The organism is Methanothermobacter sp. DP, assembly GCF_026692625.1.
In the GTDB taxonomy this organism is placed as follows: domain Archaea; phylum Methanobacteriota; class Methanobacteria; order Methanobacteriales; family Methanothermobacteraceae; genus Methanothermobacter; species Methanothermobacter marburgensis.
In genome coordinates, this window is sequence record NZ_CP113501.1 from 1048482 (window position 1) to 1073632 (window position 25151).

General features: G+C 48.9%; 25 protein-coding genes. 5 read left to right on the top strand and 20 right to left on the bottom strand.

Annotated features, from left to right (window positions below):
- Positions 1-3 precede the first annotated feature (3 nt).
- From OXN82_RS05655 to OXN82_RS05685, 7 genes are all read right to left on the bottom strand, one after another.
- Entirely contained in the window at positions 4-1971 is a 1968-nt protein-coding gene (locus OXN82_RS05655) for a V-type ATP synthase subunit I (protein WP_321210960.1), read from the bottom strand.
- Positions 1972-1981: 10 nt separating this feature from the next.
- Complete coding sequence (gene ahaH, locus OXN82_RS05660; protein ID WP_321210961.1) at positions 1982-2296, bottom strand: ATP synthase archaeal subunit H; 315 nt, start codon at positions 2294-2296, stop codon at positions 1982-1984.
- A gap of 222 nt (positions 2297-2518) precedes the next feature.
- Positions 2519-3361 carry a citryl-CoA lyase gene (locus OXN82_RS05665; RefSeq protein ID WP_321210962.1) on the bottom strand — a complete coding sequence of 281 codons (843 nt, stop codon included), beginning with the start codon at positions 3359-3361 and terminating at the stop codon, positions 2519-2521.
- Positions 3362-3378: 17 nt separating this feature from the next.
- Positions 3379-4221 (bottom strand): fumarate hydratase, encoded by an 843-nt coding sequence (locus tag OXN82_RS05670; RefSeq protein WP_321210963.1) that lies wholly within the window; start codon positions 4219-4221, stop codon positions 3379-3381.
- A 1-nt stretch (position 4222) separates the two neighbouring features.
- On the bottom strand, positions 4223-5122 hold the full coding sequence (locus tag OXN82_RS05675; protein WP_321210964.1) for a peptidase: 900 nt from the start codon (positions 5120-5122) through the stop codon (positions 4223-4225).
- A 100-nt stretch (positions 5123-5222) separates the two neighbouring features.
- Positions 5223-6518 carry an MmgE/PrpD family protein gene (locus OXN82_RS05680; protein WP_321210965.1) on the bottom strand — a complete coding sequence of 432 codons (1296 nt, stop codon included), beginning with the start codon at positions 6516-6518 and terminating at the stop codon, positions 5223-5225.
- A gap of 108 nt (positions 6519-6626) precedes the next feature.
- Complete coding sequence (locus OXN82_RS05685) at positions 6627-7904, bottom strand: tRNA(Ile)(2)-agmatinylcytidine synthase (RefSeq protein WP_321210966.1); 1278 nt, start codon at positions 7902-7904, stop codon at positions 6627-6629.
- A 20-nt stretch (positions 7905-7924) separates the two neighbouring features.
- Here OXN82_RS05685 and OXN82_RS05690 point away from each other — a divergent pair, with 20 nt between their 5' ends.
- Positions 7925-8860 carry a transcriptional regulator gene (locus tag OXN82_RS05690; protein WP_321210967.1) on the top strand — a complete coding sequence of 312 codons (936 nt, stop codon included), beginning with the start codon at positions 7925-7927 and terminating at the stop codon, positions 8858-8860.
- Positions 8861-9025: 165 nt separating this feature from the next.
- Here OXN82_RS05690 and OXN82_RS05695 read toward each other — a convergent pair whose 3' ends face one another.
- Both OXN82_RS05695 and OXN82_RS05700 read right to left on the bottom strand, forming a co-directional pair.
- Positions 9026-9364 (bottom strand): hypothetical protein, encoded by a 339-nt coding sequence (locus tag OXN82_RS05695; RefSeq protein WP_321210968.1) that lies wholly within the window; start codon positions 9362-9364, stop codon positions 9026-9028.
- Between the two features lie 206 nt (positions 9365-9570).
- Positions 9571-10311 (bottom strand): hypothetical protein, encoded by a 741-nt coding sequence (locus OXN82_RS05700; protein ID WP_321210969.1) that lies wholly within the window; start codon positions 10309-10311, stop codon positions 9571-9573.
- A 110-nt stretch (positions 10312-10421) separates the two neighbouring features.
- Here OXN82_RS05700 and serA point away from each other — a divergent pair, with 110 nt between their 5' ends.
- Positions 10422-11990, top strand: a complete 1569-nt coding sequence (gene serA / locus OXN82_RS05705; RefSeq protein WP_321212164.1) for a phosphoglycerate dehydrogenase — start codon at positions 10422-10424, stop codon at positions 11988-11990.
- A 475-nt stretch (positions 11991-12465) separates the two neighbouring features.
- Here the strand turns inward: serA and OXN82_RS05710 are convergent, their stop codons facing one another.
- From OXN82_RS05710 to OXN82_RS05725, 4 genes are read right to left on the bottom strand one after another with little or no spacing between them, the layout of a single operon-like run.
- Positions 12466-12909: a Mov34/MPN/PAD-1 family protein gene (locus OXN82_RS05710; protein WP_321210970.1), complete on the bottom strand. Its 444-nt coding sequence runs from the start codon at positions 12907-12909 to the stop codon at positions 12466-12468.
- Positions 12910-12913: 4 nt separating this feature from the next.
- Positions 12914-13669 carry a tRNA(His) guanylyltransferase Thg1 family protein gene (locus tag OXN82_RS05715; protein WP_321210971.1) on the bottom strand — a complete coding sequence of 252 codons (756 nt, stop codon included), beginning with the start codon at positions 13667-13669 and terminating at the stop codon, positions 12914-12916.
- A gap of 7 nt (positions 13670-13676) precedes the next feature.
- Positions 13677-14441: an aspartate dehydrogenase gene (locus OXN82_RS05720; RefSeq protein ID WP_321210972.1), complete on the bottom strand. Its 765-nt coding sequence runs from the start codon at positions 14439-14441 to the stop codon at positions 13677-13679.
- Between the two features lie 18 nt (positions 14442-14459).
- Positions 14460-14792 (bottom strand): PRC-barrel domain-containing protein, encoded by a 333-nt coding sequence (locus OXN82_RS05725; protein WP_321210973.1) that lies wholly within the window; start codon positions 14790-14792, stop codon positions 14460-14462.
- Between the two features lie 164 nt (positions 14793-14956).
- Between OXN82_RS05725 and OXN82_RS05730 the strand changes: the two genes are divergently transcribed.
- Positions 14957-15679 (top strand): tRNA-binding protein, encoded by a 723-nt coding sequence (locus tag OXN82_RS05730; protein WP_321212165.1) that lies wholly within the window; start codon positions 14957-14959, stop codon positions 15677-15679.
- Here the strand turns inward: OXN82_RS05730 and OXN82_RS05735 are convergent.
- From OXN82_RS05735 to OXN82_RS05765, 7 genes are all read right to left on the bottom strand, one after another.
- The gene (locus OXN82_RS05735; RefSeq protein ID WP_321210974.1) at positions 15676-16590 is read right to left on the bottom strand and encodes a radical SAM protein; all 915 of its coding nucleotides are present in this window, start codon (positions 16588-16590) and stop codon (positions 15676-15678) included. The two genes, OXN82_RS05730 and OXN82_RS05735, sit on opposite strands and share 4 nt — an antisense overlap.
- Positions 16591-16649: 59 nt before the next feature.
- A complete protein-coding gene (locus tag OXN82_RS05740) occupies positions 16650-17798 on the bottom strand; it encodes a chitobiase/beta-hexosaminidase C-terminal domain-containing protein (RefSeq protein WP_321210975.1) in 1149 nt (382 codons plus the stop codon).
- A 507-nt stretch (positions 17799-18305) separates the two neighbouring features.
- Positions 18306-19718, bottom strand: a complete 1413-nt coding sequence (locus tag OXN82_RS05745; protein WP_321210976.1) for a lactaldehyde dehydrogenase — start codon at positions 19716-19718, stop codon at positions 18306-18308.
- A gap of 15 nt (positions 19719-19733) precedes the next feature.
- Positions 19734-19928 (bottom strand): class III signal peptide-containing protein, encoded by a 195-nt coding sequence (locus tag OXN82_RS05750; protein ID WP_321210977.1) that lies wholly within the window; start codon positions 19926-19928, stop codon positions 19734-19736.
- 12 nt (positions 19929-19940) lie between these two features.
- Entirely contained in the window at positions 19941-20882 is a 942-nt protein-coding gene (locus OXN82_RS05755) for a type II secretion system F family protein (RefSeq protein ID WP_321210978.1), read from the bottom strand.
- 304 nt (positions 20883-21186) lie between these two features.
- Positions 21187-22176: a M24 family metallopeptidase gene (locus OXN82_RS05760; RefSeq protein WP_321210979.1), complete on the bottom strand. Its 990-nt coding sequence runs from the start codon at positions 22174-22176 to the stop codon at positions 21187-21189.
- Positions 22163-22645, bottom strand: coding sequence for an HIT family protein (locus OXN82_RS05765; protein WP_321210980.1), 483 nt, complete (start codon positions 22643-22645; stop codon positions 22163-22165). Before OXN82_RS05765 ends, OXN82_RS05760 begins: the two co-directional genes overlap by 14 nt.
- A 109-nt stretch (positions 22646-22754) precedes the next feature.
- Between OXN82_RS05765 and ercA the strand changes: the two genes are divergently transcribed.
- Together ercA and OXN82_RS05775 are read left to right on the top strand one after the other, a co-directional pair.
- Positions 22755-23897, top strand: coding sequence for an alcohol dehydrogenase-like regulatory protein ErcA (gene ercA / locus OXN82_RS05770; RefSeq protein ID WP_321210981.1), 1143 nt, complete (start codon positions 22755-22757; stop codon positions 23895-23897).
- 10 nt (positions 23898-23907) lie between these two features.
- Positions 23908-25017 (top strand): sensor histidine kinase, encoded by a 1110-nt coding sequence (locus OXN82_RS05775; RefSeq protein ID WP_321210982.1) that lies wholly within the window; start codon positions 23908-23910, stop codon positions 25015-25017.
- The last annotated feature ends 134 nt before the right edge of the window (positions 25018-25151 follow it).

Sequence of the window (25151 nt, forward strand, 5' to 3'; positions counted from 1 at the left end):
TATTTACCTCCTTATCTTAGTGAAGTTTCTTTCAGCACGAAATGCGTTGAATTTGTTTTTTCCACCCAGATAGAACTGGGCAAAGAATTCCACATAATGCAGACGAAGTGAGTTTATGAAGGCACCAAGGCTCTGGAAGGCGTTGTTGGCAAGGTGCCCGAACACGAATATTATCGGGGCCAGAATGACTCCAATGACCGGTATCATCTCATAGCTCAGTCCTGTGAGGATGTTAACGGTCATCGCTATACCCCCTGTTGATAGACAGAGGGCCAGGAGCCTTGCGTATGATAGGAGTGTACCCAGGAACCCTGATACATCCATGAGGCCAAATAGGCCGTTGTAGTAGAGCAGCATTGCAGCTGCCAGGATTATCACTGGCGCCCCGAGGAACATTCCCCCGAAGATGTAGAGGATGATACCCAGTTCAAGTATCAGCCAGACTATCTGTGACCCGAGGGCCTCCCTCATGTTCCCGAGCCTTATGTTGTTTCTTGCCCCCAGGATTAAACCGAAGTTGATGTGCAGCACACCAACAGTGAGTGCCATTATGAGTATGTTCTGGGGGTTCACAAATGCGTCTATGGCCGGTATGACCGTTGGCAGCTGAATGTTCAGGAACCGTGGAAAGAAGTCCCCTATGAATCCATTGGTGACCATCCCGAGGATGAAGGCCCATACACCACAGGACATCATTATTATACCGAAGTCCCTCATGAACCGGTTGACCTTACCAAGGCCCCGGTAGAGTATGAGTCCTATGAGTGCATCCAGTATACCGTACCCTGCATCCGTCAGACAGAACCCGAAGAAGAACGGGAACACGAAGGCCATGAAGATCGTTGGGTCGATCTCGTTGTACTTCAGTGGGGAGTACATCTCCACGAAATTCTCGTAGGGTTTGGCGAATCTGGGGTTGTCCAGAAGCACCGGGACCTCCTCAGGGTCTGGTTCCTCAAGTTCGGTGACACAGTGACCCTCAGATGACTCCTCAACAACTTCGATGGCCCTATCTGCCTCCTTGAGGGGCACCCATGCCTCCAGCATCACCGTCTTCTCGGTTTCACCGAAGAGTGAGAAAACCTCGTTTCGCTCCTTCTCGATTTCAAGCTGTTCCTTGAGGACAAGGAGTTCGTCCTCCCATTCGCTGTTTATCTCCCTCAGCTTTGAGATTATCTCACTTCTTTCCCCTTCAATTTCCGCAATGCGTGCCTCTGAGGAGGATATGACCTCTGATGGTCTTCCGCTGAGTTCGCTGATCTCGAAACGCTCAAATTCCATTCGCCTGAGGAGTGAGGTCACACTGTCCCCATGTTTCCTGAGGGTTATTATTATTAAAATGCGCTCTGCCTTGCTTTCCCCCTCTGCATCGAACAGTATCAGTTCATCTGTGATCTCTGAGAGCTTTTCCCGGATTTCATCCAGGTTTTCAGAGGGTATTCTCCCGGCGATTCCGGTTATGTACTCTGAATCATGGAGATCGGCAAAATCAATATCAAATTCTTTCAGTTTCTCTGCAACAGATAGGCTTGATTCAAGGCTTGCTTTTTCTGAATCAAGCTCATTCAATTTTTCCTCCATAACCCTGGTCTCTGATTCGACCTTCCCCAGGAGCTCATCGGCCCTTTTCAGGAGTGATTCTGTGTCCAGTTCCTCAACCTCCCTCTTATCAAAGACAGGGGGGTTGATGAACTCCCTCAGGGTATCCCTGAGACCCTTCTCCTGGGCTGCCACTGAGCCAAGGAAGTCCAGGATACCGCTGGTTTTCATGAGGAGAGATGATACTCTTCCTGTGTATGGCGTTGCCCTCGATGGTTTAAGGATCTGGCGCCACTCTGCATCCTGCTGGATGCGCTCTGAGATGTCATCGATCTGGGTTATTCCCTCCTCATGCAAGGACCGAACCACTGAATCCGAGTACTGGTCCAGGGTTATGATCTTGAGTTTTCGCATCCTTGCCGGTAGAAACATGTTACTCACACTACAAGATACTTTTCACGATAATGCTGGCGGCCTCAGGGACCCTGCCCATTGCCGCTGACTTCATTGTCTCCACTTCACGCTTCGCCTTCCCTGAAATGCTGATGGCTTCCTTTCTGGCCCTTTCCTCTGCTTCCATTATGAGCTCGTCGCCCTTCTCACTGGCCTCCCTTTCAGCCTTTTCAAGGATTTCACTGGACCTGGTTATGGCGTCATCGATTAGCTGGGATGATTTTTCTCTGGCCTCCTGAATTAACCTGTCAGCGTCATTTTCAGCCTTCTTTATGGTAGTGATAGCTTCCGATATGGTTGTCATGTAAATCACCCTATTAATGCAAAGGTCTATTTAGGGGTATATTTATCTTTTACTATTTTATTCCAGAGTTTATGATACTCAACTAAACCTATTCGGTGAACAAAGCCTTTTGAATCCCTCCCTTGATTCATTAAATCATATTATGATATTTAAATGAATTTAAGAGTGTCATAGAGGTTATTATGTACCATAAAATGATTTTATGCTGCCTGAAGGTTTCTGCTATTCAGGCATCGGTTCAAGGTCTGCCCCGGCAGAGAGATTCTTCTCCTCCTCGCCGTCGTAGTGTATTTCCTCGATGTCGAAGAATTTTCTGAAGGCTGGTTCACGCACCTTCTCCTCGTATACGTGGGATATGAGGCCTGGCAGCCGTCCTATCATGAAAACCCCTGCCCCTGTGCGCCAGTCAAAACCCATATCTGAGAGTATACCTGCGTTGGCACCATCAACATTCATCCTGACACCCTTACGCTCAAGGAGTACGTTCTGAACCTCAATCGCAAGCCTTGTATGGGGGCCCACACAGTCATACTCCTCAGCAAGGTCCAGGAGACGCACAGCCCGGGGATCCGCATTATGATACCTGTGCCCGAACCCGAGCACCTTCCTGTTCCTTCGCAGATGATCATCCACCAGCCTCACAGCAGCCTCAGGAATCTCATCCTCAGATTCACACCCTGCAACCGTCTCCTGGAAAAGCTTCATGGACCTCTCAATAGCCCCGGCATGATTCTTACCAAAAGCCAGAAGACCACCCGCTATACAGGCATGCACCGGAGAACCAGCAGAGGCAATCATACGGGCAGCCTGCGTACTGGGCGGTGTCACACCATGATCACAGAAAGACACCAGGACAGCCTCAAGCATCCTCGCAACATTACCCGGCGGAAGCTCACCCCGAATCAGCAGGTAAACCATCTCAGAAAAAGAAACACCACCAATCAAATCCTCCTGAGAATAACCCCTGGTAACAATCCGATTAGGCTCAACCCTCGTAATGGAAGTCCTCCACTTCGGGGAACCCATCCTGAATACGTTTTCAAGTGAATCCTTTCCTATAGCCATTCATTCACCTCAGAGATCTACAGTTTTATGGTTGCCCTTCTCGGCTCCACACAGCATGCCAGCCTCATTGAGACTATTCTGACACCGCTGGCCCTTTGAGGCCCCACATTCACCAGGGAACCAAGGGCTGTTGTGGATCCCCCAAGACCCAGGGGTCCTGTTCCGGTACTGTTAAGGGATTCTGTAATGTAATCCTCAATTTCAGACTGCTCATCAAGGCTTCCAGTGGCCATTGCCCTGAGCATAAGGCCTGTGGCCTCAAAATGAGTTCTCCCAATACCTATAACAGGTATGCACGGGGTGCATCCAAGTAAAGGGACCTCTGTTTTCATCCATGTCAGAACTTCCTCAAATACTTTTCTATAACTGTGTCTGTGAAAAACCCTCCTGGTCCTCGCCCTTATCTCAGGACCGCCTCCAAGGAGGAGAACATGGATTCTGACCTCATCTCCCGGGACTGAGTCAACAAGGAATGGTGCAGGGGGAAGTTTTGATGGGTCACTGTAGAGACCCCTGCTCTGCTCTATCCTCTCAATCTCATCGCCACGCACCGCCATTGGCCTTCCTGGAAGTTTGAGTAGGCCCTCAGCAATCCCCCTCCTTATGAGGTTGAAAAAGCCGGCGGGGATGAAGGAGTCCTCACCCACCTCCACAAGGACATGGGGTATTCCGGTGTCATCACAGAGGGGTCTGCCGCTTTCTTTGGCTATCCTGGCATTCTTAATGAGAAGTTCAAGGATCCATGCGGCCTTTTCATCCTCTTCCCTCTCAAGTGCCCGTTTATATGCCCTCATAACATCCGGTGGCGTGGTTGTGCCGGCCTCCACAAGGGCATCCCTCACCCTTGCTGCTATATCCAATCTACCTTCCCCCCACAGGTACCGCCAGGTCCTCTCCTGATGAAAACACCGCTTCAGGGTAGTAACGCTCTATCATGTCCCTAACAAGTACAACCTGCCTTATCCTCTCACGGGCCTGTGACTCTGTGGTGTCCCATCCATGGTGTCCAGCCACAGATCCCCCTGTTTTGAGGTAAACCGGCGATGCATACCTTATGATATCAGGGACCTCATAGTGCCTTATGAATCCACCGGATGATTTGGGGTTCTCTGTGTGGACATCGATTGAAATGTCAGTGGCCTCCCTTATCGCTGCAAGCATGGGTATCTGGAGGTCCCTCACAGGGTTGAGGGAATCGGCGCCTATATCCTGAAGTAGCCGTGCTGATGCAGGGTTACCGTGCCCGCAGTGGGCTGAAACCTTGAAGTGGAGGTCCGCTGGAAGTTCACCGTCACCACGCATCCTCCCCAGAACCCATAGGAGTCCCTCATCATAGACCACTATGCCCCTCACGCCCAGTTCAGCCGCTCTCCTCACATCCTCAACCGCATAAACCAGGTTGTCGTATCCCCTCAGCCTGTAACCTATCCTTGAGCCCTCCGGGGTCCTTGCAGATGCACTTGTATCGTAGGTTGCCCGAGGACCCACACTCAGGAAGAGTTCTATATCGGCTTCACGGGCCATTTCAGCCATCTCCTCAATCTCACCGTCGGTTAGGAGCATTATACCCTTTGTCTGGGTTACCCTGTGGACCCTGACGTCGTGTTCTTCCATTGCATCAAGGAGGGCCCTCATGGCCCCAGGTCTCTGTATCCCGGGGACCTCAAAGCGGTACTGTCCACCGTCACTGAATCTCTTCTCTGATTCACCTTTGGGAACTCCTATTCCGATTCTATCAAGGTATCTGCGGGTTTTTTCCAACTTTTCACCTCCAGTTTTAATTATACCCTTTAATCAGTAGCCCATGAATGTTCTGAGCATGTGTAAACCTAAGGAGCCACCATCAGCTCGCTCCAATGCATCAATCAAGGACCTCAGAGATTACCTCTGAGGTTGTCTCTGACCATGCACCCCTGAGGACCCCCAGTTTATCTCTCCTGTAACCCGGGTTCAGGAGGGCGAACTTCTCAAGGACGTCCTCCCAGGTGTAGGGGTCCTCTGGTTCCCCTGATGGGAGCTCTCTGAAGGCCGTGTGAACACTACCATCCCTGAGTCTCACCGTAACACGTGCAGGTCTCCTGTTCTTCATTCCCTGCATCTCTGGATCCACCATTATTCTGATCTTTGATGCCGTCTCCCTGACATCAGATGTTATCTCAAGATCCTCAATGTTCAGATCCCCTTTCTCCATGAGTATGGCCAGTGAAACAGGCAAACTCTGCCTCACCGCCTCAATGGTTTTTGGGGAATAGTTGTCGTGTTCTGCTGCAACCTCATAGGTCTCCACAAGGACATCATGGATCTCTGATGCGGAGAATCTGGTCATTTCAAGTATCTCAAGGGCGCAGTCAAGGGCGGAGTGGAGGTGCCTGCAGACAGGGTACCTCTTGAGGTAAACGTCTCCTATGTGGAACACGCCAGTTTCAGGTGCTCCTGATGGAGACTGGCACATTGCATTGATGAATCCCTCCTTTCCCTCAATTATGGACTCTGCCCCGGTGAAACCCTCCGATGCAAGCTTTGCAGATATAAGACCTGAATGGGCCGCCCTCCCGGCGTGAAGGTGCTTGCCCATTGACCCTGAATGGTCTGACTCAAGGAGTCCTGCTGCCTGGGTCCCTGCAAGTCCCAGTGCATTGACTGTCTCCTCGAAATCAAGGCCCATTACGCTGGCTGCGGCTGCGGCGGCCCCAAACGTGCCACAGGTACCTGTGGTGTGGAAGCCCCTCCCCCTGTGACCGGGGTTTGCGAGGAGACCCATGAAGATGGCCACCTCATAACCTGCCACAACCCCTGCTATGAACTCCCTGAACTCTGCATCCATGGCCTCTGCAGCTGCCAGGGCCGCGGGGATCACGCATGCCCCCGGGTGCAGCTGGGCCCCCCTGTGGCCGTCATCAAGGTCAAGATTATGGGCGAATATACCATTCAGAAGGGCTGCTCTTTCATCGGAACCTCTTCCATGGCCTATGACCGTCACATTGCCCTGCCCGGTGCCAAGTGCCCTTAGAGCTGAGATTCCGCTCCTTTCCTCTGAACCCCTGAGTGCGACTCCCATGAAGTCCAGGATGCATATCCTGGCCTTTTCAATGATTTGGGGAGGCAGATCAGTGTATGAGAGTGATGATGCAAATTGCGCGAGCTTTGCGGTTATCATTGATGCTACTATGTTGCCTTTAAATATAACAGTGATTGTTATAAAGGTTCCTATTTTTTATTAACTCCTGCTGAGGATATTCACCTGCAGGGGTTCCGTTTATTTAAGTCAATCAGGGTATCTGCCCCCCCTGATTCCCATTCTGACAAGCTGCTTTGAGAGATGTCTCCTGGCGCAGGTGGGAACCTCATAGTACCCCTCCCTGACCGGCCTCTCAAGTACCCTCTTAACCTTCCTGGAATTTCTTAGCCTCCGTCCGCAGGAGGGACACTTGAATCCCTTATTCCTGCCTGCAGATTTCATGCGCCTGCCACAGGTGCAGAGGGGGTTCTCCTCAACGTAGAGTTCAGATGCCCTCTCAAGGCGTATCTTTTCAATGTTGAGTGTCCCCTGGGCCCCGATACCCCCATAAACCGTGACCATGTCCCCAGGTATGAGTTCAAGGATAACCTTCCTGAAGTCCTTTGTTGGCTCATATGCGCCACATTCGATTTCTCCTGAAGCATCGCCAAGTGTGAAGAAGACGTGGCCACCCTCGATTACCTTTGGTCTGTCGAGCACCTCACCTCTGACACGGTAACAGCCAAAGGTTTCCATGGCAGCTATGCTGGGGGCGTCCTGTATATGCTGATCTGTGTGCTGGTTTGTCTCGAAGATGCAGAACCTCTCTATCTCCTCAGAGACATCAACCATCTCCATCGCCCTCAGAAGCACCTCAGGGGATTCTCCCCTGATACCATACAGTATGGGGCATGGCGTATGCGGTTCTATTGCAATGTAGTCCCCGTCAATGTTATCGAAGGTCTCCCTACCGGTCTCAGAGTCCATGAGTCTGACTGATTCAGGATCTATCTGGCGGGGTTTACCATAGTTTTCAGGGACCCTGTAGGTGAGAAGTTCGTATGTACGGTCCTCCAGAGGGCATCCAATGGCTGCGAGAGCCCCTATGATCCCACGCCCCTTCTTGAAGCCATGAACCTCTGCCCCAACATCCTCTGCAACCCTGAGCGCGTCTTCGATTTTAATTATTCTCCTTATGGCTGATATGGCAAATTTTCTCATGGAATCAGTGATTTCTCCCGTATAGAAGACCACTCCAGGGTTTGTTCTGTCATTATCAAGTTCTGCAAGTTCCTCAACCCTTTGAAGGACTTTATTCTTGATCTCTCTGATTTCATCCTCTGATTCAGCCTTTATGGTGAATGCCACTGCCCCGTTACCCCTCGTTTTATGGGGTGCGAAGGGGTTTAGTCTTATGAGGCGCGGGTAACCGTCAGGAGAGAAACCACAACTTTTAAGTTCATGGATTATAAAGCATGATATATAGGTTGTGCACATCCCATCCGGGGAGTCAGTATCATCTATACCCACATGAATTCTATACATTAAATCACCTGGTGATCCAGTTGGATAAATCTGTTAAAAGAGAACATGTATTAAGGGAGATACATGAACTTCTTGTCAACAACGGATTTGAAACATCCCATATATATGAGCGGAGCTGTTTTGACCTGATGGCGAGGAGAAAGCTCCTGCTACTCCTACTTAAGGTCCTTGTGAACATTGATGGTATAAATAGTTTGCAGGCCCATGAGATAAAAACCCTTGCACACACGTTCCTTGCATCACCACTCCTCATCGGTATAAGGTCAAAGACAGAGTACCTTGAGGAGGATGTTGTCTATGAGAGGCATGGCATCCCTGTTGTTGCCCCTGAGACATTCAGGAACATTGTTGTTGATGGTGAGTGCCCTGAGGTGATAGCTGACCGCGGGGGCTACTATGTGCACATAGATGGGAGAACCCTGAAGGAGGTCCGTGAGGAATACAGGCTATCACTTAAGGACCTGGCAGACCTCGCCCATGTATCACGCAAGACGATCTACAAGTATGAGAATGGACTTGCAAGGGCCTCAGCCGAAACAGCCATGGTACTTGAGGAACTGCTCAATGTGCGAATAACACTCTCAATTGACATCTTCAGTGTGCCTGAGAGGGGGGATGTGGAGATAAAACCTTCAGGTAGGCTGGGTGATATTGGATTCGGGATGATCGAGACCCAAAGGACCCCCTTTGATGCCGTTGCAAAGGAAATGGAATTTGAGAGGACCGTCATAACGGACCTTGAAAAGGGGAGAGATTCGAGGACCCTCAGGAGGATGGCTGTACCCCTGCGGGATCTGTCACTCATAAGTGGCTCAGAATCTGTTTTTATCATTGACAGCCCCCGTATAAGGGAGAACCTTGAGGGTGTCCCTGTGATCAAGAGCTGGGAGATAAATGAGATGGAAAGCAGCAGGGACTTCCTGAAGGTAATAGCAGAAAGGAGGACCTGCAGCTAGCAGCTGAAGAATTTTTGCACCCTCATCGATCCTCTATGCTGCTGGCATGGTTAAAGTCTTCCATCCCTTTCGAGTTTTATGAACATTGATCCACCCATTCTTTTCATCAGTACAGTACCATATTTCACGGCCATTCAAGATCACCACAGGGGACACCTTCAACAGTCAAAAAACCCTTTTATATTTTGAAAATATTTTATTTGCGCTAGCTGAACCCTTTAAAACCTGTAATATCCTCCATGCTTTTTTGATAGCGTTCTCAGCCAGTGCTGCAGCAGCCAACAATGCAGGTATAGAGAATACTCCTATGCCGTCCCATTGAAAAGGACAGGCACAGGATATGGCACCATAAAGGCCGCCATAGACGACACAGTAAGAGTGGAAACAGGACCATGCACAGAAAAACATCCAGATAAACAAGAAGCAGAAGGAAAAGCGATTTAATGAAAACGCCTCATAGGAATCCATATATTCCACGATGACAAAAATGTTGTAGGGTACCATTGTTTATCCTGGCTTACTGCCAAAATTCACAGTAGCTGTGAAAATCTGGGCAGCTCATCGCCCCGACAGAGATATGTATCAACGGCTCATCCCCACCATGAGCCCCGCTCTTCCATCAAACACCCCCAACAGAGAGACTTATCAGCTCAGAATTTTATTTTATGTACCTACCTCTGAAAAACCAGTACGATGAAAAAATCTCCATATCATATCCCAAAGAGTTCTCTGAAGGTTTCACCTGCCTCAGATACCGATGCAACACCAACTGCAACCATGTCCACATATTCAAGACTTTCTATGAACTTAAATGCTTCAGAAGGAGGTATTATCCCGGCTGCAAGGACCTTCTCAGCAACCACGGTTTTTCCAAGTTCATCAAGAAGCTTTCCGAGTTCCATCCGTTCATCCTCAAGGAAAACCGGGAAATCTGTCATGTAGCCAAGTCTGTTGATGGGGACCATGTAGAGCTCAAAGTTATCAATACCCTCATCAATCAGCCTCCCTGTTGTCTTCCGGGGCATGGTTGTGGCAAGACCCCTGAGCATCCCTTCCACCTCATCAAGGAGCTCAGAGACCCTGGATGCCGGGAGTAAGTCCGTGTAGTGTTCATCAAGAAGCACTGCGGTGGACCCCAGTTGAGATAGAGTCTCAAGGTCCTCTTCAAAGTGTTCATGTCTCACAGTACCCATGAGGGTCAGATCACAGCCAGCATCCCTCACCATCTCAAGGGCCTCAAGGACCTGATTCTCAGGTATGACCTGGAAACCCCTCACACCCACATCATATGCTCCCATGATAACCTCCGCAATATTTTCAGGCTTCCTTTTGAGGTCCATCTCATAGAGCCTCGATCGATGCCCAAAATAGGGTGCTGCAGTGAAGGGTGCGCTTCCCAGGAACGCCTCCGGGAGTTCAATTCCATTAACACTGACCGAACCTGTGAACATGATAACGTCCTCCTCATAACACCAATAATTATAATATACACTACCTCTATAGATTCTCTATCATTCTATAAAATCTTCATTGTGATAAGTGTGGTGAAATTATGCCAGAGATGAAAGTTCTTATTGCTGATTCCATCAATGAGAAGGGAATATCCGAACTTGAAGAGGTGGCGGAGGTTGTGGTTAACACAACCATAACACCCGAAGAGCTCCTTGAGGCCATAAAGGACTTCGATGCCATAGTTGTCAGGAGCCGGACCAAGGTCACAAGGGACGTCATAGAGGCAGCCCCCCGCCTCAAGATAATCGCAAGGGCGGGTGTGGGTGTTGACAACGTGGATGTTAAGGCCGCCACAGAGAGGGGTATAATGGTCATAAATGCCCCTGAGTCAACATCCATAACAGTTGCCGAACATTCAATAGGCCTCATGCTGGCCCTTGCAAGGAAGATCTCCCTTGCAGATAAATCCGTAAAGGAGGGTAAATGGGAGAAGAACAGGTTCATGGGTATAGAGCTCAACGGCAAAACCCTCGGTATAATCGGTATGGGCCGTATAGGTTCACAGGTTGTTGTGAGGACAAAGGCCTTCGGAATGGACATACTGGTCTATGACCCATACATAAGCAGGGATGCCGCCGAGGAGATGGGTGTGACCGTCACGGACCTTGAAACCCTCCTGAGGGAATCAGACATCGTAACCATACATGTCCCCCTAACACCTGAGACAAGGCACCTGATCTCAGATGATGAATTCAAACTGATGAAGGAAACCGCATTCATAGTTAACTGTGCCCGTGGCGGTATAATCGATGAGGAAGCCCTCCACAGAGCCCTCACAGAGGGCGAAATAGCTGGCGCAGCACTTGACGTCTTTGAGGAGGAGCCTCCAGAGGGCAGCCCTCTCCTTGAACTGGAAAACGTGGTCCTGACGCCACACATAGGAGCTTCAACCGCCGAGGCCCAGAGGGACGCTGCAATAATAGTTGCAAATGAGATAAAAACCGTTTTCCAGGGAGGTGCCCCGAGGAACGTCCTCAACATGCCAGTGATGGATCAGGAGACCTACAAGTCCCTCAGACCCTACACCGAGATCGCAGAGAAACTGGGCAGCATCATCACACAGGCCCTGCCCGGTAACATAGAGAAACTGGATGTCACATACTGCGGTGAACTTGCAGAGATGCAGTTCGACATCCTCACAAGGACCATGCTTCAGGCCATACTCAACCCCATACTCACAGAACCTGTGAACCTCATAAATGCCCCGGCAATTGCAAAGAAGAGGGGTATCATGGTTACAGAGGCCCGAAGGTCAGAGGCTGATGGCTACAGGTCCATCATAATGGTAAGGGCTGTCTCCGACAGGGGCGAGTTCAGCGTGGAGGCCACCCATATCAAGGAACCCACGATAATCGGTATCAATGGCTACAGGGTGGATGTGAAGCCAGAGGGTACCATGATAATAGCACGCTACAGGGACCTCCCGGGTACCATAGGGGCCATTGGAACCAAGCTGGGCGAGCACCAGATAAACATAGCCACCATGCAGGTGGGAAGGAAGGAGATCGGTGGCGAGGCGGTCATGGTCCTCAAGGTTGACCAGAGTGTCCCCTCTGAGGTCATAGATGAGGTCAAGAAGCTTGAGAACGTGGACGATGCTGTTGCAATAGAAATATAACTTGCTCTCAATCCTGACCTCAGGAACTGGGGGTAACCCCCTTCCTTTTATTTTGAATGATGACCTCCAATCTGCTGCCATCATATTGCCTGTTTTCGCACCCTACACTGATAACGGTGTGAATATACCAACTCAAAACAATATTAGAAGCTTCATTCCCAGCGTTCATAACCGGTATGAATATACCATCTCAAAACAATTTTAGAAGCTTCATTCCCAGCGTTCATAACCGGTATGAATATACCATCTCCTGATCGGTTCCAGCTGATGAATGGAAACTCAGAACTTACATTCAATTAGCAGCAGAGTCCAGATAGAAAAAACATTGGAAGGACCAATACAATCAAGGTTAATTTCTGGAAATTCAAAAAATACCAGCCAACATTCAATGCGTTTTTGATTTTATATGTTCTAATCCAATCACAGATAAAATCCCATCATATTATGTGAAAATTCAAGCTAATGATCAACATTATTATGAAAGGTTATCATCTGGCTCAACCACCTGGAAATCAACAGGAACGCCCTCTCTAGTATAGGCTGCCACAGTATCCATACTATATGGGTATGCTATTATCATATGGAAAAGGCCATTTTTTGAGAAGAACTGCATATCAGCACCCGATGGTAAATTGCTGGGACCCGGATGGGAGTGCACCGACCCCACAGTACCTGTGAATGGTGGGAGCATCAGGACATCCATGACAGCACCCTCATCAGAGGTCCTTGATGGGAGGAATATGAGGCCCGTGATGTGAAGGGCATCACCCTCCTGTTTTCCCTCAAGGAGCGCCACAAATTCGTGGGGATGTGACTTTTTTGCGATCTCCAGGGCCTCCTCAATGACATCGGAATCAACCAGCACTCTCCTTACCGGTTTCACATCCATAAAATCAAGGATCCTTTCAATTAAACCCATTCTATCAGGCACTCTCTGATCCGTTGTCTTCCTTCAAACCCTTGAGCCCCTCAAAGAATTCCTCTGTGAAGAGGGGAAGCTCCATGTCGACCCTCACCCTCATCCTCACAGCAGAGACCTCCCTGTCGGTGATGGGATTGTAGCCCCTCACCTTCACCGGAGCCCTGTAGACCCCTATACCCCTTCGCTGCCATGCGGGCACCTCTGAGATGTTCAAACCCCTCTCAAAGAGCAGTTCATGGAGGGAATCCGATTTCATCCCATTCAGAGTTCTCGCAGCATCATCTCTATCCATTTCATCCCTCAGTGTCCAGTATGCATAGCTGTTGAGGCAGTTTCTCCAGGCCTCATTCTGCCTTGACCTGAAGTACTCCCAGACCAGCTCCCTGCCCAGTGGTATAACCCTGCAGTCAAATGAAACAGGTTTATCAAGTGATAAACCCCTGCTGACGGCCCCGAGTGTAAATGATGACGATAAAAAAGCCGGGAAGACCGAGTCAAGCTTCTCAACCCTTCCAGAGAATGGAACAGAATCCAGGAGTACATTGATCTCATCAGAGAAAGTGTATATGAAGGATGGACTGAACTCATTCATGATCTCAAGGCATGCTGAAACCATGAGGTCACGGAAGACATCATCATAGGGCCTCCTGAACCCTGCCTTTGCTGTTAACCTGTGGAAGCCCCTCCCATCAAGCCTCAGTATTATGCTGGAGGATGGTGGCACCCTGAGGTTTGAGTAGATTTCATGTTCTCGCATCATGCCATCAGGTTCCAATGCGCATGTTCTCACTGAGGGATTTAAGGAGTCTTATGGCGGAATATGCGGCCATCACACTTGTCTTGGGGTTTATGGAGCACCTGACATTCTCTGTTATTGTCTTGAACTCCCCGAAGTCCCCCTTAACGGTCAACTCATGGACGTTACGGTCAACTGCAGGGTCTGCTATTATCTCAACATCAATATCCCGTCCACAGGCGATACTGATGGTTGCAGCCACATTTATGTTAAGGGGAAACCTCTTAACGGCCTCTGATGCCTTCCCAGTGTAAAGGACCTTCTTCTCATCCATGCTGATTCCCAGGGACCGTGGGGGTTTCCTTGTAACAAGTTTAACTGACTCTATACTGCCCATGGATGCCGCCTTAAGACCATCGAGACCCACTATTGCCCCTGAGGGTACATGTATCTCAGCGTTATTCTCTGAGGCCTTCTTCTCAAGCAGACCCCTTAATTCAGGGTCCATGAGGGCACCTACACTCATAACGATGACGTCCCTGCCGGCCTCAAGTATCCCGGGGACCAGTTCCCTCACAGCCTCAGGTGATGCGGCCTCCACCACAAGGTCAACGTGGGGGATCATGTCTGCAACATCAAGGACCGCGGTCCCGTTCACCATGGACGCCAGGTTCTCTGCCCTCTCAAGGTCCCTGTCATAGAAGAATCCCAGTTCAACGGGCACCTTGCCGTCCCTCACGAAACCCGCTATAAGGTTGGCTATTGCACCGCAGCCCACTATACCCACGATCATGTCATCACACAGAAAGAATCAGGATTCAATGGGGTTTACCTTTTTCTCCGCTGAAACATCAGGAGATATTATGAGTATATCTCCAACCGCCTGGACACGTTCATAGTTTATGTCTATGATTCCCTCCTCCTGTATGGGTCTTATCTCATCTGATGATTCAGGGACTATCCTTATGCTGGTCTTGAGGACATCCTTTATACCCACATTCTTCTTATCGTGTCTCATTGGACGGACCTTCAGTGTTGATACACGTCCCTTTTTGATGTTGAGAACAACGTCCTGAACCCTTCCAACGTACTTACCCCTTGAGGTGTATATTTCAAGTCCATATAGACTGGATAATTCAACCATCTTTCCACCACCGGCAGTTTAAACATGTAGCGCTGCTGCATAACCTGCTGTTGGTTAATATTATTGTTCATAGCTTAAATAGTTATAGGGAAATAACAGATTACTGAAGTGGCAGGAAAAGGCTGTTGCTGGAATTAAAAAAATGATTCTGGATTGTGATTGAAATGTGGGACACCAGTAAGGATTACAGGCTCATGGTTGCAGTTAAGGCAGTTGACCTCTTCAGGAGGGCCCTGGAGGCAGGGGGTTTCAGGGGGCAGTGGAAGAAGAAACCGGCCATCCAGGCCGCCTCTGAGATTGAGAGGATACTGCAGAGCCTCATATACTCATACCTTGAACCCGAGGACCTTGCAGCAAGTCCTGAGATGATGAGTATTGAGGAAAAACTTAAGGAGATAACCGATGCCCTGGGGGGTGAGGACTGGAGCCGTAAATTCCTTGATGGGGCCTCAAGGGATGAGAGGGAGAGGGTTGAGGAGAACATAGCAAAGGTGAAGTTCTTCATGAACACCATCGGAAACCTTAGGGGTCGGCTGATGCTTGGAAAGATATCAGATCCTGTTATTGCAGTTGATATAGTTGCAGGTGAGGTTATGAGTGTTGGGGGGCACCCATCTGCGGATAAACTTCAGATCTGCAATGTTAATGTGGGTGGAAGGTCCATAAAGGTGGTTACAAATGACCCTGATGTAAGGGAGAATGACAGGGTGGCGGTGGCCCTTTTACCTCCCCAGAAATTCATGGGTGTTGTTAGTGAGGGCATGTTCCTTGGTGCCGACGGTGTTCTGAGGGGCGTTGAAGGGATCCCTGGTGAAATGCCCAGGGGGATACCTCTTGAGGCGCTTAACGAGACAAGGAACCTCGTGGAGGAGTTCCTGGCTGGTTAACTCCTCCATGGCTCCCTGAGAATCGCCCTGCACACTTCATATCTGCAGCTTCCGCAGTCCCTTGGCAGACCGCATCCTGCTTTTCTCAGACGGTCCTCAAGCTTCAATTCTGATAATGGGTAGTATCCTGAATAATCAACCCTTTCAAGGCCCTCTGCCCTGCAATCATCCACGAGTTTCTCCATAAGTTTTCTGCCTGGTCCCCTGTGGTAGTATAGAAGGAAGTTCGGTCTGAAACCTATGAGGCGGTAGGGGATCTCTGGATTTATTTCTGCAATGAATGATGCTATCTCACCTATCTCATGGTGGTTTATACCGGGTATCACAACCGTCCTGAAGACCCGTATCTTTTCAGGGAATTTCTCTGCAAGGTAGGCTGCGTTGCGGAGTACAGGAGCCACTGGTGCCCCTGTCAGGTTTCTGTGGAGTTCATCTGAAATGGCCTTTATCTCAAAACTGAAGAGTGAGGTGAACCTTATGATGCGTTTTAATGTTTCAGGTGTTTGAAAGCCATTTGTTGCCACCATGACATCAGCATCGCATTCACCTTTTATTTCATGCAGCATCCTTTCGATGTAGGGTGTGTGTATTGTGGGTTCCCCGCCAGTAAAGCTCAGATTTGATATACCATGTGCTTCAAGTTCCCTCAACGCCTCCAATGCCAGATCCTCAGGTTTCACATGACCCCTGTAGACCCACCCTGAGTCAGGGTACTGTGATATCCTGTAGGCATTGCAGTAGGCACACCTGAAGGGGCAGGACAGGAGGGTTATCGAGTAACTTTTCAGGACATCTGTAATTGATGTGTAGGCGATCTCAGTCTCCGCAGCCCCGCAGACGCCCCTCTCACCTGCGGAACGGTTTGCCCCGCACCTCCATTCACATAGCTTGCAGTTCATTAGTTCGTCCATAAAACAAGTATAGGTATCTCTGTTAATACATTTTCCAAAAAATGTAAAAATAAAATGGATCAGGCTATCTGCCAGAAGCTGCTGATCCTCTTAACGTACCTGTAGGTCCAGTAGTAACTCCACTTGTATCTCCATTTGCCCCTGTACCTGTACCATTTTTTGTACCACTTTTTAACCTTTTCCTTGACATAGTAGCTGAGGGTTACCGGTTTCATAACAGTGTAGGTGGCTGAGGACACTGCAGAGGATGCTCCGTTAACAACAGCGATGAATTTTAGTGTCGCTGATTTTGTGAGGAGAACTGGTGCTGTATATTTTGTGCTGTTAACAGTTGGATTTGACCCGTTAAGGGTGTAATAGATCACTGACCCCTTTGGACCTGTCAGTGTCACTGTTACATTGTTCATGTAGATACCGGGAACTGGTGATGCTGTCGGTGCTGAGGGGGTTGATTCGACACTGAAAGGTACCATGTCATTGACTGTAACATTGTAGAGCCCTGCTGGGAGGGTGTATGTGAATGTTACAGGGACAGTTTGACCTGTTGGGACGTTCACAGTTTTTGTATCCTTAACCTCACCGTTGACCCTGAGTTCTGCTGTGAATTTGTCTTCAATACCGGTGTTTGTGACATTAACTTTGACAGTCACATCAAGGGGTGCGTTGCCAGATGCTGGTGTGACCGTCAGGTTTTTCAGGGTGAAGTGTGGCTGCAGGTCCACTGTGAGCTGGGTTGAGTTGAGTACGGTTTCATTTTCAGGTCCACTGGCGCCCATATGGAAGGCCACTGAGTTTGCCCTCACCGTGAATACCTTGCCCTTTGCATTTTCAATTGCAAAGAGCCACCTGTAGCTTTTGCCGTCCTCCATGTACAGTTTTGCAGCTCCCTGAGGTACCGGTGCATTTGTGAATGAACTGAGCCAGACGGTGCTAACACCCTCAGGGACCGTGTAGTTTGCAAAGGGTCCGCTGAGGTCACCTGTGTAGTACCATTTTATTTCTGAGCCTGTTATGTTACCGCTTACGAGTTCAAGTTTTGCATCAACGGCTAAACTCTGATTAACATCCTGAAGGTTATCACTGTAGTTTACATCCACAATTATCTGTGCCGGGTCAGATGCATTCTGCTGCATCTTCAGGCTCACGGCATTGGGTATGGCTGTCGCCGATGCTCCTGAGATGCCCGCTGCAACTACAAGGAGAAGCATCAATGACAGCAATTTATATTCAGTTTTCAATGTTTCACCTCCACATAGCTGTAAAAATGTTTATTCATATATCTAATATAAAAACTTTTTTGAATTTATAAAATAGTTTCACCTCCACATAGCTGTAAAAATGTTTATTCATATATCTAATATAAAAACTTTTTTGAATTTATAAAATAGTAAATTTTATATTTTTTTATTGAGATAAAAATCTGTTATTTCAAATTTATAATGGCTTAATTTAATTTAAATGTTTACTATCTCTCCATATAATTAAAAGTGAACTGAAATATGCTTATAGCCATTTTTAATTAACATCGTCAATTCAAATGGTTCAAATAAGACATGTTCTTCTATTATTAAAAAAATAAATAATATGGTTTTTTTATTAAAGAATTGGAAAATATAAGACCCTGTTTTCAGCCAAAAGCCCCGGCATTATTCCTTAAATAGCGATGATCCTTCGGTTAATACAAATGCTGTTAAATGTTGATGGGACATGTGAAATCATCTGCTGTTTAAAATCACAAGTTTGGTCCGGGTCATGTCCTCTATTGCGTACTTAACGCCCTCCTTTCCCATTCCACTGCACTTGAAACCGCCAAATGGCATATGGTCCACCCTGAAGGTGGATTGTTTGTTCACAAGAACTGTGCCAGCCTCGATCTCAGATGCCATCTTCAGGGCGGTTCTTATGTTCTCAGTAAAAACCCCTGCCTGAAGTGCATAGCATGTACCATTTGCAATCCCTACAGCCTCATCAGCATCAGAAAACCTTATAATCGGGGAAACCGGCCCAAAGGTTTCCTCTGAAACAACCTCCATCTCAGGACGCACATGGTCAAGGACGGTGGGCTCAACAAAGTTGCCACTCCTTGACCCCCCATGGAGAAGCTGGGCACCATCATCAACGGCACCCTCAATTCGCCTTTCAACCTCAATGGCCGCCTCCTCATTTATAAGGGGTCCTATATCAGTTTTCGGGTCAAGTGGATCCCCGGCCCTTAACCTGCGGGTTTTATCCACAAGTTTATCTGCAAATTCGTCGGCCACATCTTCATGGACCACCATCCTCTTAACCGCGATGCAGACCTGTCCAGAGTAGAGATAGGAACCCCTCACCGCGGCCTCAACTGCAGAGTCAATGTCTGCGTCATCCATGACGATGAGGGGATCGTTGCCTCCCAGTTCAAGTGTTACCTTCTTCATTGAGGCCCTCCGGGATATGTATCTTCCAACCTCCACACTGCCTGTGAATGTTATTTTATCCACGAGGGGGCTATCTATTATAAGATCTCCCATCTCCCGGCCCCTCCCTGTTAGAGCATTAACAGCCCCCTGCGGGAAGTGTTCATTCAGTATCTCACAGAGTCTAAGTGCGGAGAGGGGCGCCTCAAGTGAAGGCTTGAGAACAGTGGTGTTACCTGCTGCCAGGGCAGGTCCAACCTTGTGGATGGCGAGATTGAGTGGATAGTTAAATGGGGTTATCGCGGCCACGACCCCCAGGGGGATTCTTACAGTGAATCCAATAAGACCCTTCCCGCCAATACCCGCATCCATGGGTATTGATTCGCCGTAGAGCCTTCCTGCCTCCTCTGCACATAGACGTGCGGTTTCGACTGACCTTTTAACCTCATCACGTGAGAACCTTATGGGTTTACCTGACTCCAGGGTTATGAGCCTGGCAAGTTCATCCATCTCTGCCCTGAGCTCATCAGCAACATCATGGAGGTTCTCCGAGATGCGCCTGGCAGAAAGATCAGACATGGCACCTTTTGCACGGTGGGCCGCCTCAAGGGCCCTCAACACATCATCCCTGCCTGCGATGGATACAGTGTCAACCTCCCTGCCATTGAAGGGGTTCCTGACACTGAAACGGTTATCTCCCCCCACGTATTCACCATCAATGATCATGTCCATATGACCACCTTAAAATTAGAACTTCTTCTTGAGTCCCTTAATGGAGTTGGTGACGTTCTGAACATCAGAGTTCATTGCAGTCTGCGATGAGCTCACATAGTTGCGGTACCACACCACCGCAAAGGTCACGATGACTATTATACCTCCAAATACAAGTATCAGCTCGGCTGACCCCTGACCTGAATCATCAGCAATTAAACCCCCTGACAAAACCTTAACCTCCTATGGTGCCATGCTTCCAACAAGGCTCAATCCAAATTTGCCTATAACATAGAATATTGCGTAGGCCACGATTGAAAGTGGCACAGAGAACTTAACACCCTTCCTTGCGCTCCCATACATTATGATGCCAATCAGCAGTCCAGCGATTATGGAGTGTATTATGATGTAACCTGCAGCGGCGATCTTGGCGGCGCCAAGGATGGGGTTGGGTTTCCCCACAGACTCCATGAATCCCGAGTAGACCATTATCATTCCAAGGGCGAATGGTGCCGCGATTATGGCGGCGACAATAAGGAACATCACAGACATCATAACATTGGCCTTCCTCTCCCTCTTGAGTGCCAGAACCGCCCTGAGATCCTCTGCAACTGTCTCAATTACATCAGATAGGCTTCCTCCTGCCCTTCTACCCTCAAGGATCATCCTGAATGTCCTGTCAAGGTTCTGGGATTTGAGCCGTTCGCTCATGGAGAGGATGGCATCATCGAATGTCCGCCCGATCTTTATCTCAATAACCGCCCTCCTGAGTTCATCGTAGAGTGGTCCCTCACCCTGTTTGGATACGTCCTCCAGGGCCGATTCAAGGCCTACCCCTGCCCTCAGCAGTGATGCTATCTGACGGAGGAAGTCGGGGGTTGACTGCTCAATGGCATCAACACGCCTCTCCATCATGACAAAGATGTAGGCCCCAAGAAGGATTGATGGCATGGAGAATCCCACAATTACTGCAAGGATAACATTCAGACCTGTAACTGCGGCTACAACTGATCCAAGAACAGCGAAGAGTGCCCCAGCGAGAAATGCAAGAGTTATTATCTCAGATGCCTTCACATAAAGGCCAGTCCTTATGAGCGTTTCCTGCACCCTGAGGAGCAGTTTATCAGGTAATATGCTCTCCAGGGCCTCGCTCACAGGTTTCAATGCTGCCGGTAATACTGCCATCTGCACACCACTTGAAGTCCTTACCGTTACTAATTATTTACAGCCTATTATTTATACTATTATTTCACTGCCAGAAATTGTGGAAGGTCACAGGGGACAGCACCACCTTCTATATCCACGTGGTTGAAGGATGCCGGTGAATGTGGAGATCCTAACATGGGACAGCACCACCTTCTATATCCACGTGGTTGAAGGATGCCGGTGAATGTGGAGATCCTAACATGGGACAGCACCACCTTCTATATCCACGTGGTTGAAGGATGCCGGTGAATGTGGAGATCCTAACATTGGACAGCGCCACCTTCTATATCCACCCCAGGTGATCAGGTAGGCGGTTCATTACCCCGCCACCCACAACGAACATGTCCTCCACCCTCACACCGAATTCACCGGGAAGGTATATCCCTGGTTCAATGGTGAGGACCATTCCCTCAGTGAGAACCGTTTTATCGTCGGCTGAAAGTGATGGCCTCTCATGAACCTCAAGTCCAACACCATGGCCGCTTGAGTGTATGAAATTATCAGCGTAGCCATATTCATCTATAACACCCCGCACTGCACTGTCAACTTCACATGCCCTTACACCAGGTTTAGCTGCCCTCAAACCCTCCCTTTTGGCTTCAATCAGTATATCCAGGACCTCATGTTCCCGTTCACTCTCCACGAATGTCCTTGTGGTGTCGGAGTGGTAGCCGCTGTGAACAGCGCCCCAGTCAACCAGTAAAGGGGAACCTAAATCGTTAGAGGTGGGTACCGCATGGGGCATGCTTGACCTTGAGGCCGATGTTACGATGGTGTCGAATGAAACCCCCTCTGAACCTCCAAGACGCATAATGTAGTCCAGTCTGGCGGCTATCTCAGATTCGCTGCCATGGAATTCAATTTCCTTAAATGATTCCTCGGCAATTTTAAGGGCTTTATCCATCCTTCCTATCTCCTCCCTGTCCTTGACCATCCTAAGCTCTGCGATGGGATCCATCACCTGAAAGTCACTGCCAAGACCGATTCTCTCAACGAGACCCACCGGAATGGAGGGTTCAACCGCAAGTGCCCCGGGTTCAACCATGTCAGACACATCAGATACTTTCTTAAAGACATCAACATGAATCCCGCATCCCTCTGCTGACTCGATGTCCATTTCATTTACAAAGAGAACCGGTTCATCAGTCAGGAACAGGAAGGCCGTGACCGTTGGCATGAACCCTGTGAGATAGTATATGTTCTCCCTCTTTGTTATGAGTGCCATGTCAGCTTTACCGGAGATAGTTTCAAGTGCCCTTTCAATCCTTTCCAAGTACATCACCCAGACTTTCCATAACAGCTCTTTTAATGACCAGTTCAAGTTCATCCATAACCTCATCGGGTGCCCTGCACTCAATGGGTAAAGGTATGTGACCAAAGTCAGGGTCCCGGAAGACCTCCCCTCCAAATTTCACAGGTCTCCTGTAGCGGGGGATGAAGTGCCAGTGCACCTCTGGGTCCGGATTTTCAGACCTGAAAGCCGAATTTTTAAAGCAGCTCCAGTTGAAGAGGTCCGGACCAAAAAGGCTCCCCACAGCGGATTCAAGTGCACTCACCACCACTGAGAAGTCAACCCACTCATCGTTGTTTAGTTCAGATAGGTCCCTGCATTTCCTCCGGAGGGCCACCACACAGGTTGCAAGGTAGCGCTGGCTCGGTGCAAGGTAAACAATCCATTTGTCTGTGCTGGCAATTTCACGACCATAATAACCATCAACCCCACAGTACTCACAGACCGCCATATGATCACCGCTAAAATCTATGGACAGTGTAACACCCAAGTTTTATATTGATCATTACACCTAATTTATATGTATGTAGCCATCACCGGCATCTGCACAGGTGGTTAGGATGGGGGAGCTTCGGAAATTTGTGACGGCTGAATTTGTTTTTGGAAACGGGGCCAGGTTCCTGGCTGGAAGATACGCTTCAAACCTCGGGGCCAGCAGGGTCCTCCTTGTAACAGATCATGGTATAATGGGGACTGGACTTGTGGATGATGTTACAGGTAGTCTCAGTGAGGAGGGCCTTGATTATGTCATATTCAGTGATGTAACACCAAATCCCCGCGACCATGAGGTCATGGATGGTGCTGAGGTCTTTGATGCAGAGGAGTGCAACATGATAGTTGCGCTGGGCGGCGGAAGCCCCATTGACTGTGCAAAGGCCATGGGTGCTGTTGTATCCAACAGGATGAATGTGCTGGATTTTGAGGGTGTTGACCGCATCCCCATACCATCGGTTCCAATTATATGCATCCCCACAACCGCCGGTACAGGTGCAGATGTATCACAGTTTGCGATAATCATGGATACCCGCAGGAGGGTTAAGATGGCAATCATAAGCAAGGCAATGGTGCCTGATGCATCCCTAATAGACCCGGAAACCACTCTCACCATGGATGGTGAGCTGACAGCTGCGACGGGTATGGATGCCCTGGCACATGCCATTGAGGCGTACGTATCCAATGCAAGCTTCCACCTGACCGACCTCAACGCCCTCGACTCAATAGGCATCATAAACCGCGCCCTGCCCCGGGCTGTACTTGAACCAGATAACATGGATTACCGTGAGGATATGATGCTTGCAAGCCTTGAGGCGGGTCTTGCATTCTCCAACGCCAGTCTGGGACTTGTGCATGCCATGGCCCACAGCCTCGGTGGGATGCTGGACATACCCCATGGTGAGGCAAATGCTCTCCTCCTTGAATACGTTATTGAATTCAACTTCAAAGCCGCAAGGGAGAGGTACCTCAAGATCGCAGAGACCATGGGACTCAGTGGTTCGGGTCTGGAAGAACTCAAGGAGCACATGAGGGAATTAAGGGAGTCCCTGGGAATTGATATGACACTTGGGGACCTTGGTGTTGATGAGGAGGACATCCCATCCCTTGCAGAGACCTCGATGAGGGATCCCTGCATAGTTACAAACCCTGTCCTGCCAGAAAAGGCGGATGTTGAGGAGATATTCAGGAGGGCCCTCCATGGGCCTTGAGGGTGATGAAATGTCTGATAGGGAGTGGGAAACCCTCAGGGAGAAGATAATAGGGTTCGGTGAAAAATCCATAAGGAAGAGCTACTATCCCCGTCTTCAGGAGTCACTAGCAGAGCTCAGTAGGTTCAGGAAACTGTTTGACTGTACAGATGACGCCATATTCCTGGTTAAAACGCCTGGAGGCGAACTTAAAGACGCCAACCGCTCAGCCTGCACAAGGCTGGGGTATTCAACCCATGATATACCCGGCCACAGTATCTATGATCTTCTGCCTGAGGACATGCATTCCCGCTTCAAAGGTATCCTTGAGGGTAATGATGAGAGGATAACAATGGAGGGGCACCTTATAAAAAGGAACCGTGAAATGATACCTGTTGAGATAAAGGTAGATATGGTTGATTTTGATGGTGAAAGGTACGCGGTCCTGGTGGCCAGGGATATAACCGAGAGGCTGAAGATGGAGGGGGAACTCAGGAAGTCCCTGAGGGAGAAGGAGGTACTTCTGAGTGAGATACACCACAGGGTCAAGAACAACCTCCAGATAATTTCAAGTCTCCTGAGCCTCCAGAGCCACAGCATCAAGGACCCCACTTGCAGGAATATCCTTGAGGAAAGCCAGGACAGGATAAGGTCAATGGGACTCATACATGAGCAGCTATACCGTTCAGGTGATTTCAGCTCCATAGACTTTGGAGTGTACGCCTCCAGACTCCTGAAGAACCTCCAGAGGTCATATTCCCATGGAAAGGATATAGAACTCTCGCTTGAAGCCGATGATATAAAGGTGAGCCTTGAGACCTCAATTCCCCTGGGTCTCATACTGAGTGAACTGGTAACCAATGCACTCAAACACGCCTTCAGAGGAAGGGATAGGGGCAGAATCACTGTGAGACTTAAAGAGAGGGACTCTGACTGTATTCTTGAGGTGAAAGACGACGGTGTGGGGTTCAATAAGGAGGATCTCAGGAATAGCAATTCCCTTGGCTTCAAACTTGTTGAAATCCTCACAGAACAGCTTGAAGGAACCCTCACCTTTTCAGGGGAGGACGGCGGATTTTTCCGGATAGAATTCAGGGAACCCCACTACGCCAACAGGATGTCAGTGGATTCTGAGAAATAATCCTCTGAAAAGATATTTTAATTTTTCCAGACAGTAAAATCAAGTGATTGTTCTTAAATCTTCCCATGTAATAGAAATGCAGTTTCAATCCAGCAATGGAAAGCATTATAAGCCCTGTCCCATGTTAATATAAA

Excerpts from the sequence above, each read along its gene's own strand:
- OXN82_RS05720 (WP_321210972.1), bottom strand. The coding sequence starts at position 14,441 with ATGATCGTGGGTATAGTGGGCTGCGGTGCAATAGCCAACCTTATAGCG.
- OXN82_RS05700 (WP_321210969.1), bottom strand. The coding sequence starts at position 10,311 with ATGTTCACAGGTTCGGTCAGTGTTAATGGAATTGAACTCCCGGAGGCG.
- OXN82_RS05665 (WP_321210962.1), bottom strand. The coding sequence starts at position 3,361 with ATGGCTATAGGAAAGGATTCACTTGAAAACGTATTCAGGATGGGTTCC.
- ahaH (WP_321210961.1), bottom strand. The coding sequence starts at position 2,296 with ATGACAACCATATCGGAAGCTATCACTACCATAAAGAAGGCTGAAAAT.
- OXN82_RS05735 (WP_321210974.1), bottom strand. The coding sequence starts at position 16,590 with ATGGACGAACTAATGAACTGCAAGCTATGTGAATGGAGGTGCGGGGCA.
- OXN82_RS05655 (WP_321210960.1), bottom strand. The coding sequence starts at position 1,971 with ATGTTTCTACCGGCAAGGATGCGAAAACTCAAGATCATAACCCTGGAC.
- OXN82_RS05715 (WP_321210971.1), bottom strand. The coding sequence starts at position 13,669 with ATGCGAGAACATGAAATCTACTCAAACCTCAGGGTGCCACCATCCTCC.
- OXN82_RS05740 (WP_321210975.1), bottom strand. The coding sequence starts at position 17,798 with ATGCTTCTCCTTGTAGTTGCAGCGGGCATCTCAGGAGCATCGGCGACA.
- OXN82_RS05725 (WP_321210973.1), bottom strand. The coding sequence starts at position 14,792 with ATGGTTGAATTATCCAGTCTATATGGACTTGAAATATACACCTCAAGG.
- OXN82_RS05765 (WP_321210980.1), bottom strand. The coding sequence starts at position 22,645 with ATGGCGGTCTGTGAGTACTGTGGGGTTGATGGTTATTATGGTCGTGAA.
- ercA (WP_321210981.1), top strand. The coding sequence starts at position 22,755 with ATGGGGGAGCTTCGGAAATTTGTGACGGCTGAATTTGTTTTTGGAAAC.
- OXN82_RS05685 (WP_321210966.1), bottom strand. The coding sequence starts at position 7,904 with ATGTATAGAATTCATGTGGGTATAGATGATACTGACTCCCCGGATGGG.
- serA (WP_321212164.1), top strand. The coding sequence starts at position 10,422 with ATGAAAGTTCTTATTGCTGATTCCATCAATGAGAAGGGAATATCCGAA.
- OXN82_RS05755 (WP_321210978.1), bottom strand. The coding sequence starts at position 20,882 with ATGGCAGTATTACCGGCAGCATTGAAACCTGTGAGCGAGGCCCTGGAG.
- OXN82_RS05710 (WP_321210970.1), bottom strand. The coding sequence starts at position 12,909 with ATGGGTTTAATTGAAAGGATCCTTGATTTTATGGATGTGAAACCGGTA.
- OXN82_RS05775 (WP_321210982.1), top strand. The coding sequence starts at position 23,908 with ATGTCTGATAGGGAGTGGGAAACCCTCAGGGAGAAGATAATAGGGTTC.
- OXN82_RS05680 (WP_321210965.1), bottom strand. The coding sequence starts at position 6,518 with ATGATAACCGCAAAGCTCGCGCAATTTGCATCATCACTCTCATACACT.
- OXN82_RS05745 (WP_321210976.1), bottom strand. The coding sequence starts at position 19,718 with ATGGACATGATCATTGATGGTGAATACGTGGGGGGAGATAACCGTTTC.
- OXN82_RS05730 (WP_321212165.1), top strand. The coding sequence starts at position 14,957 with ATGTGGGACACCAGTAAGGATTACAGGCTCATGGTTGCAGTTAAGGCA.
- OXN82_RS05695 (WP_321210968.1), bottom strand. The coding sequence starts at position 9,364 with ATGGTACCCTACAACATTTTTGTCATCGTGGAATATATGGATTCCTAT.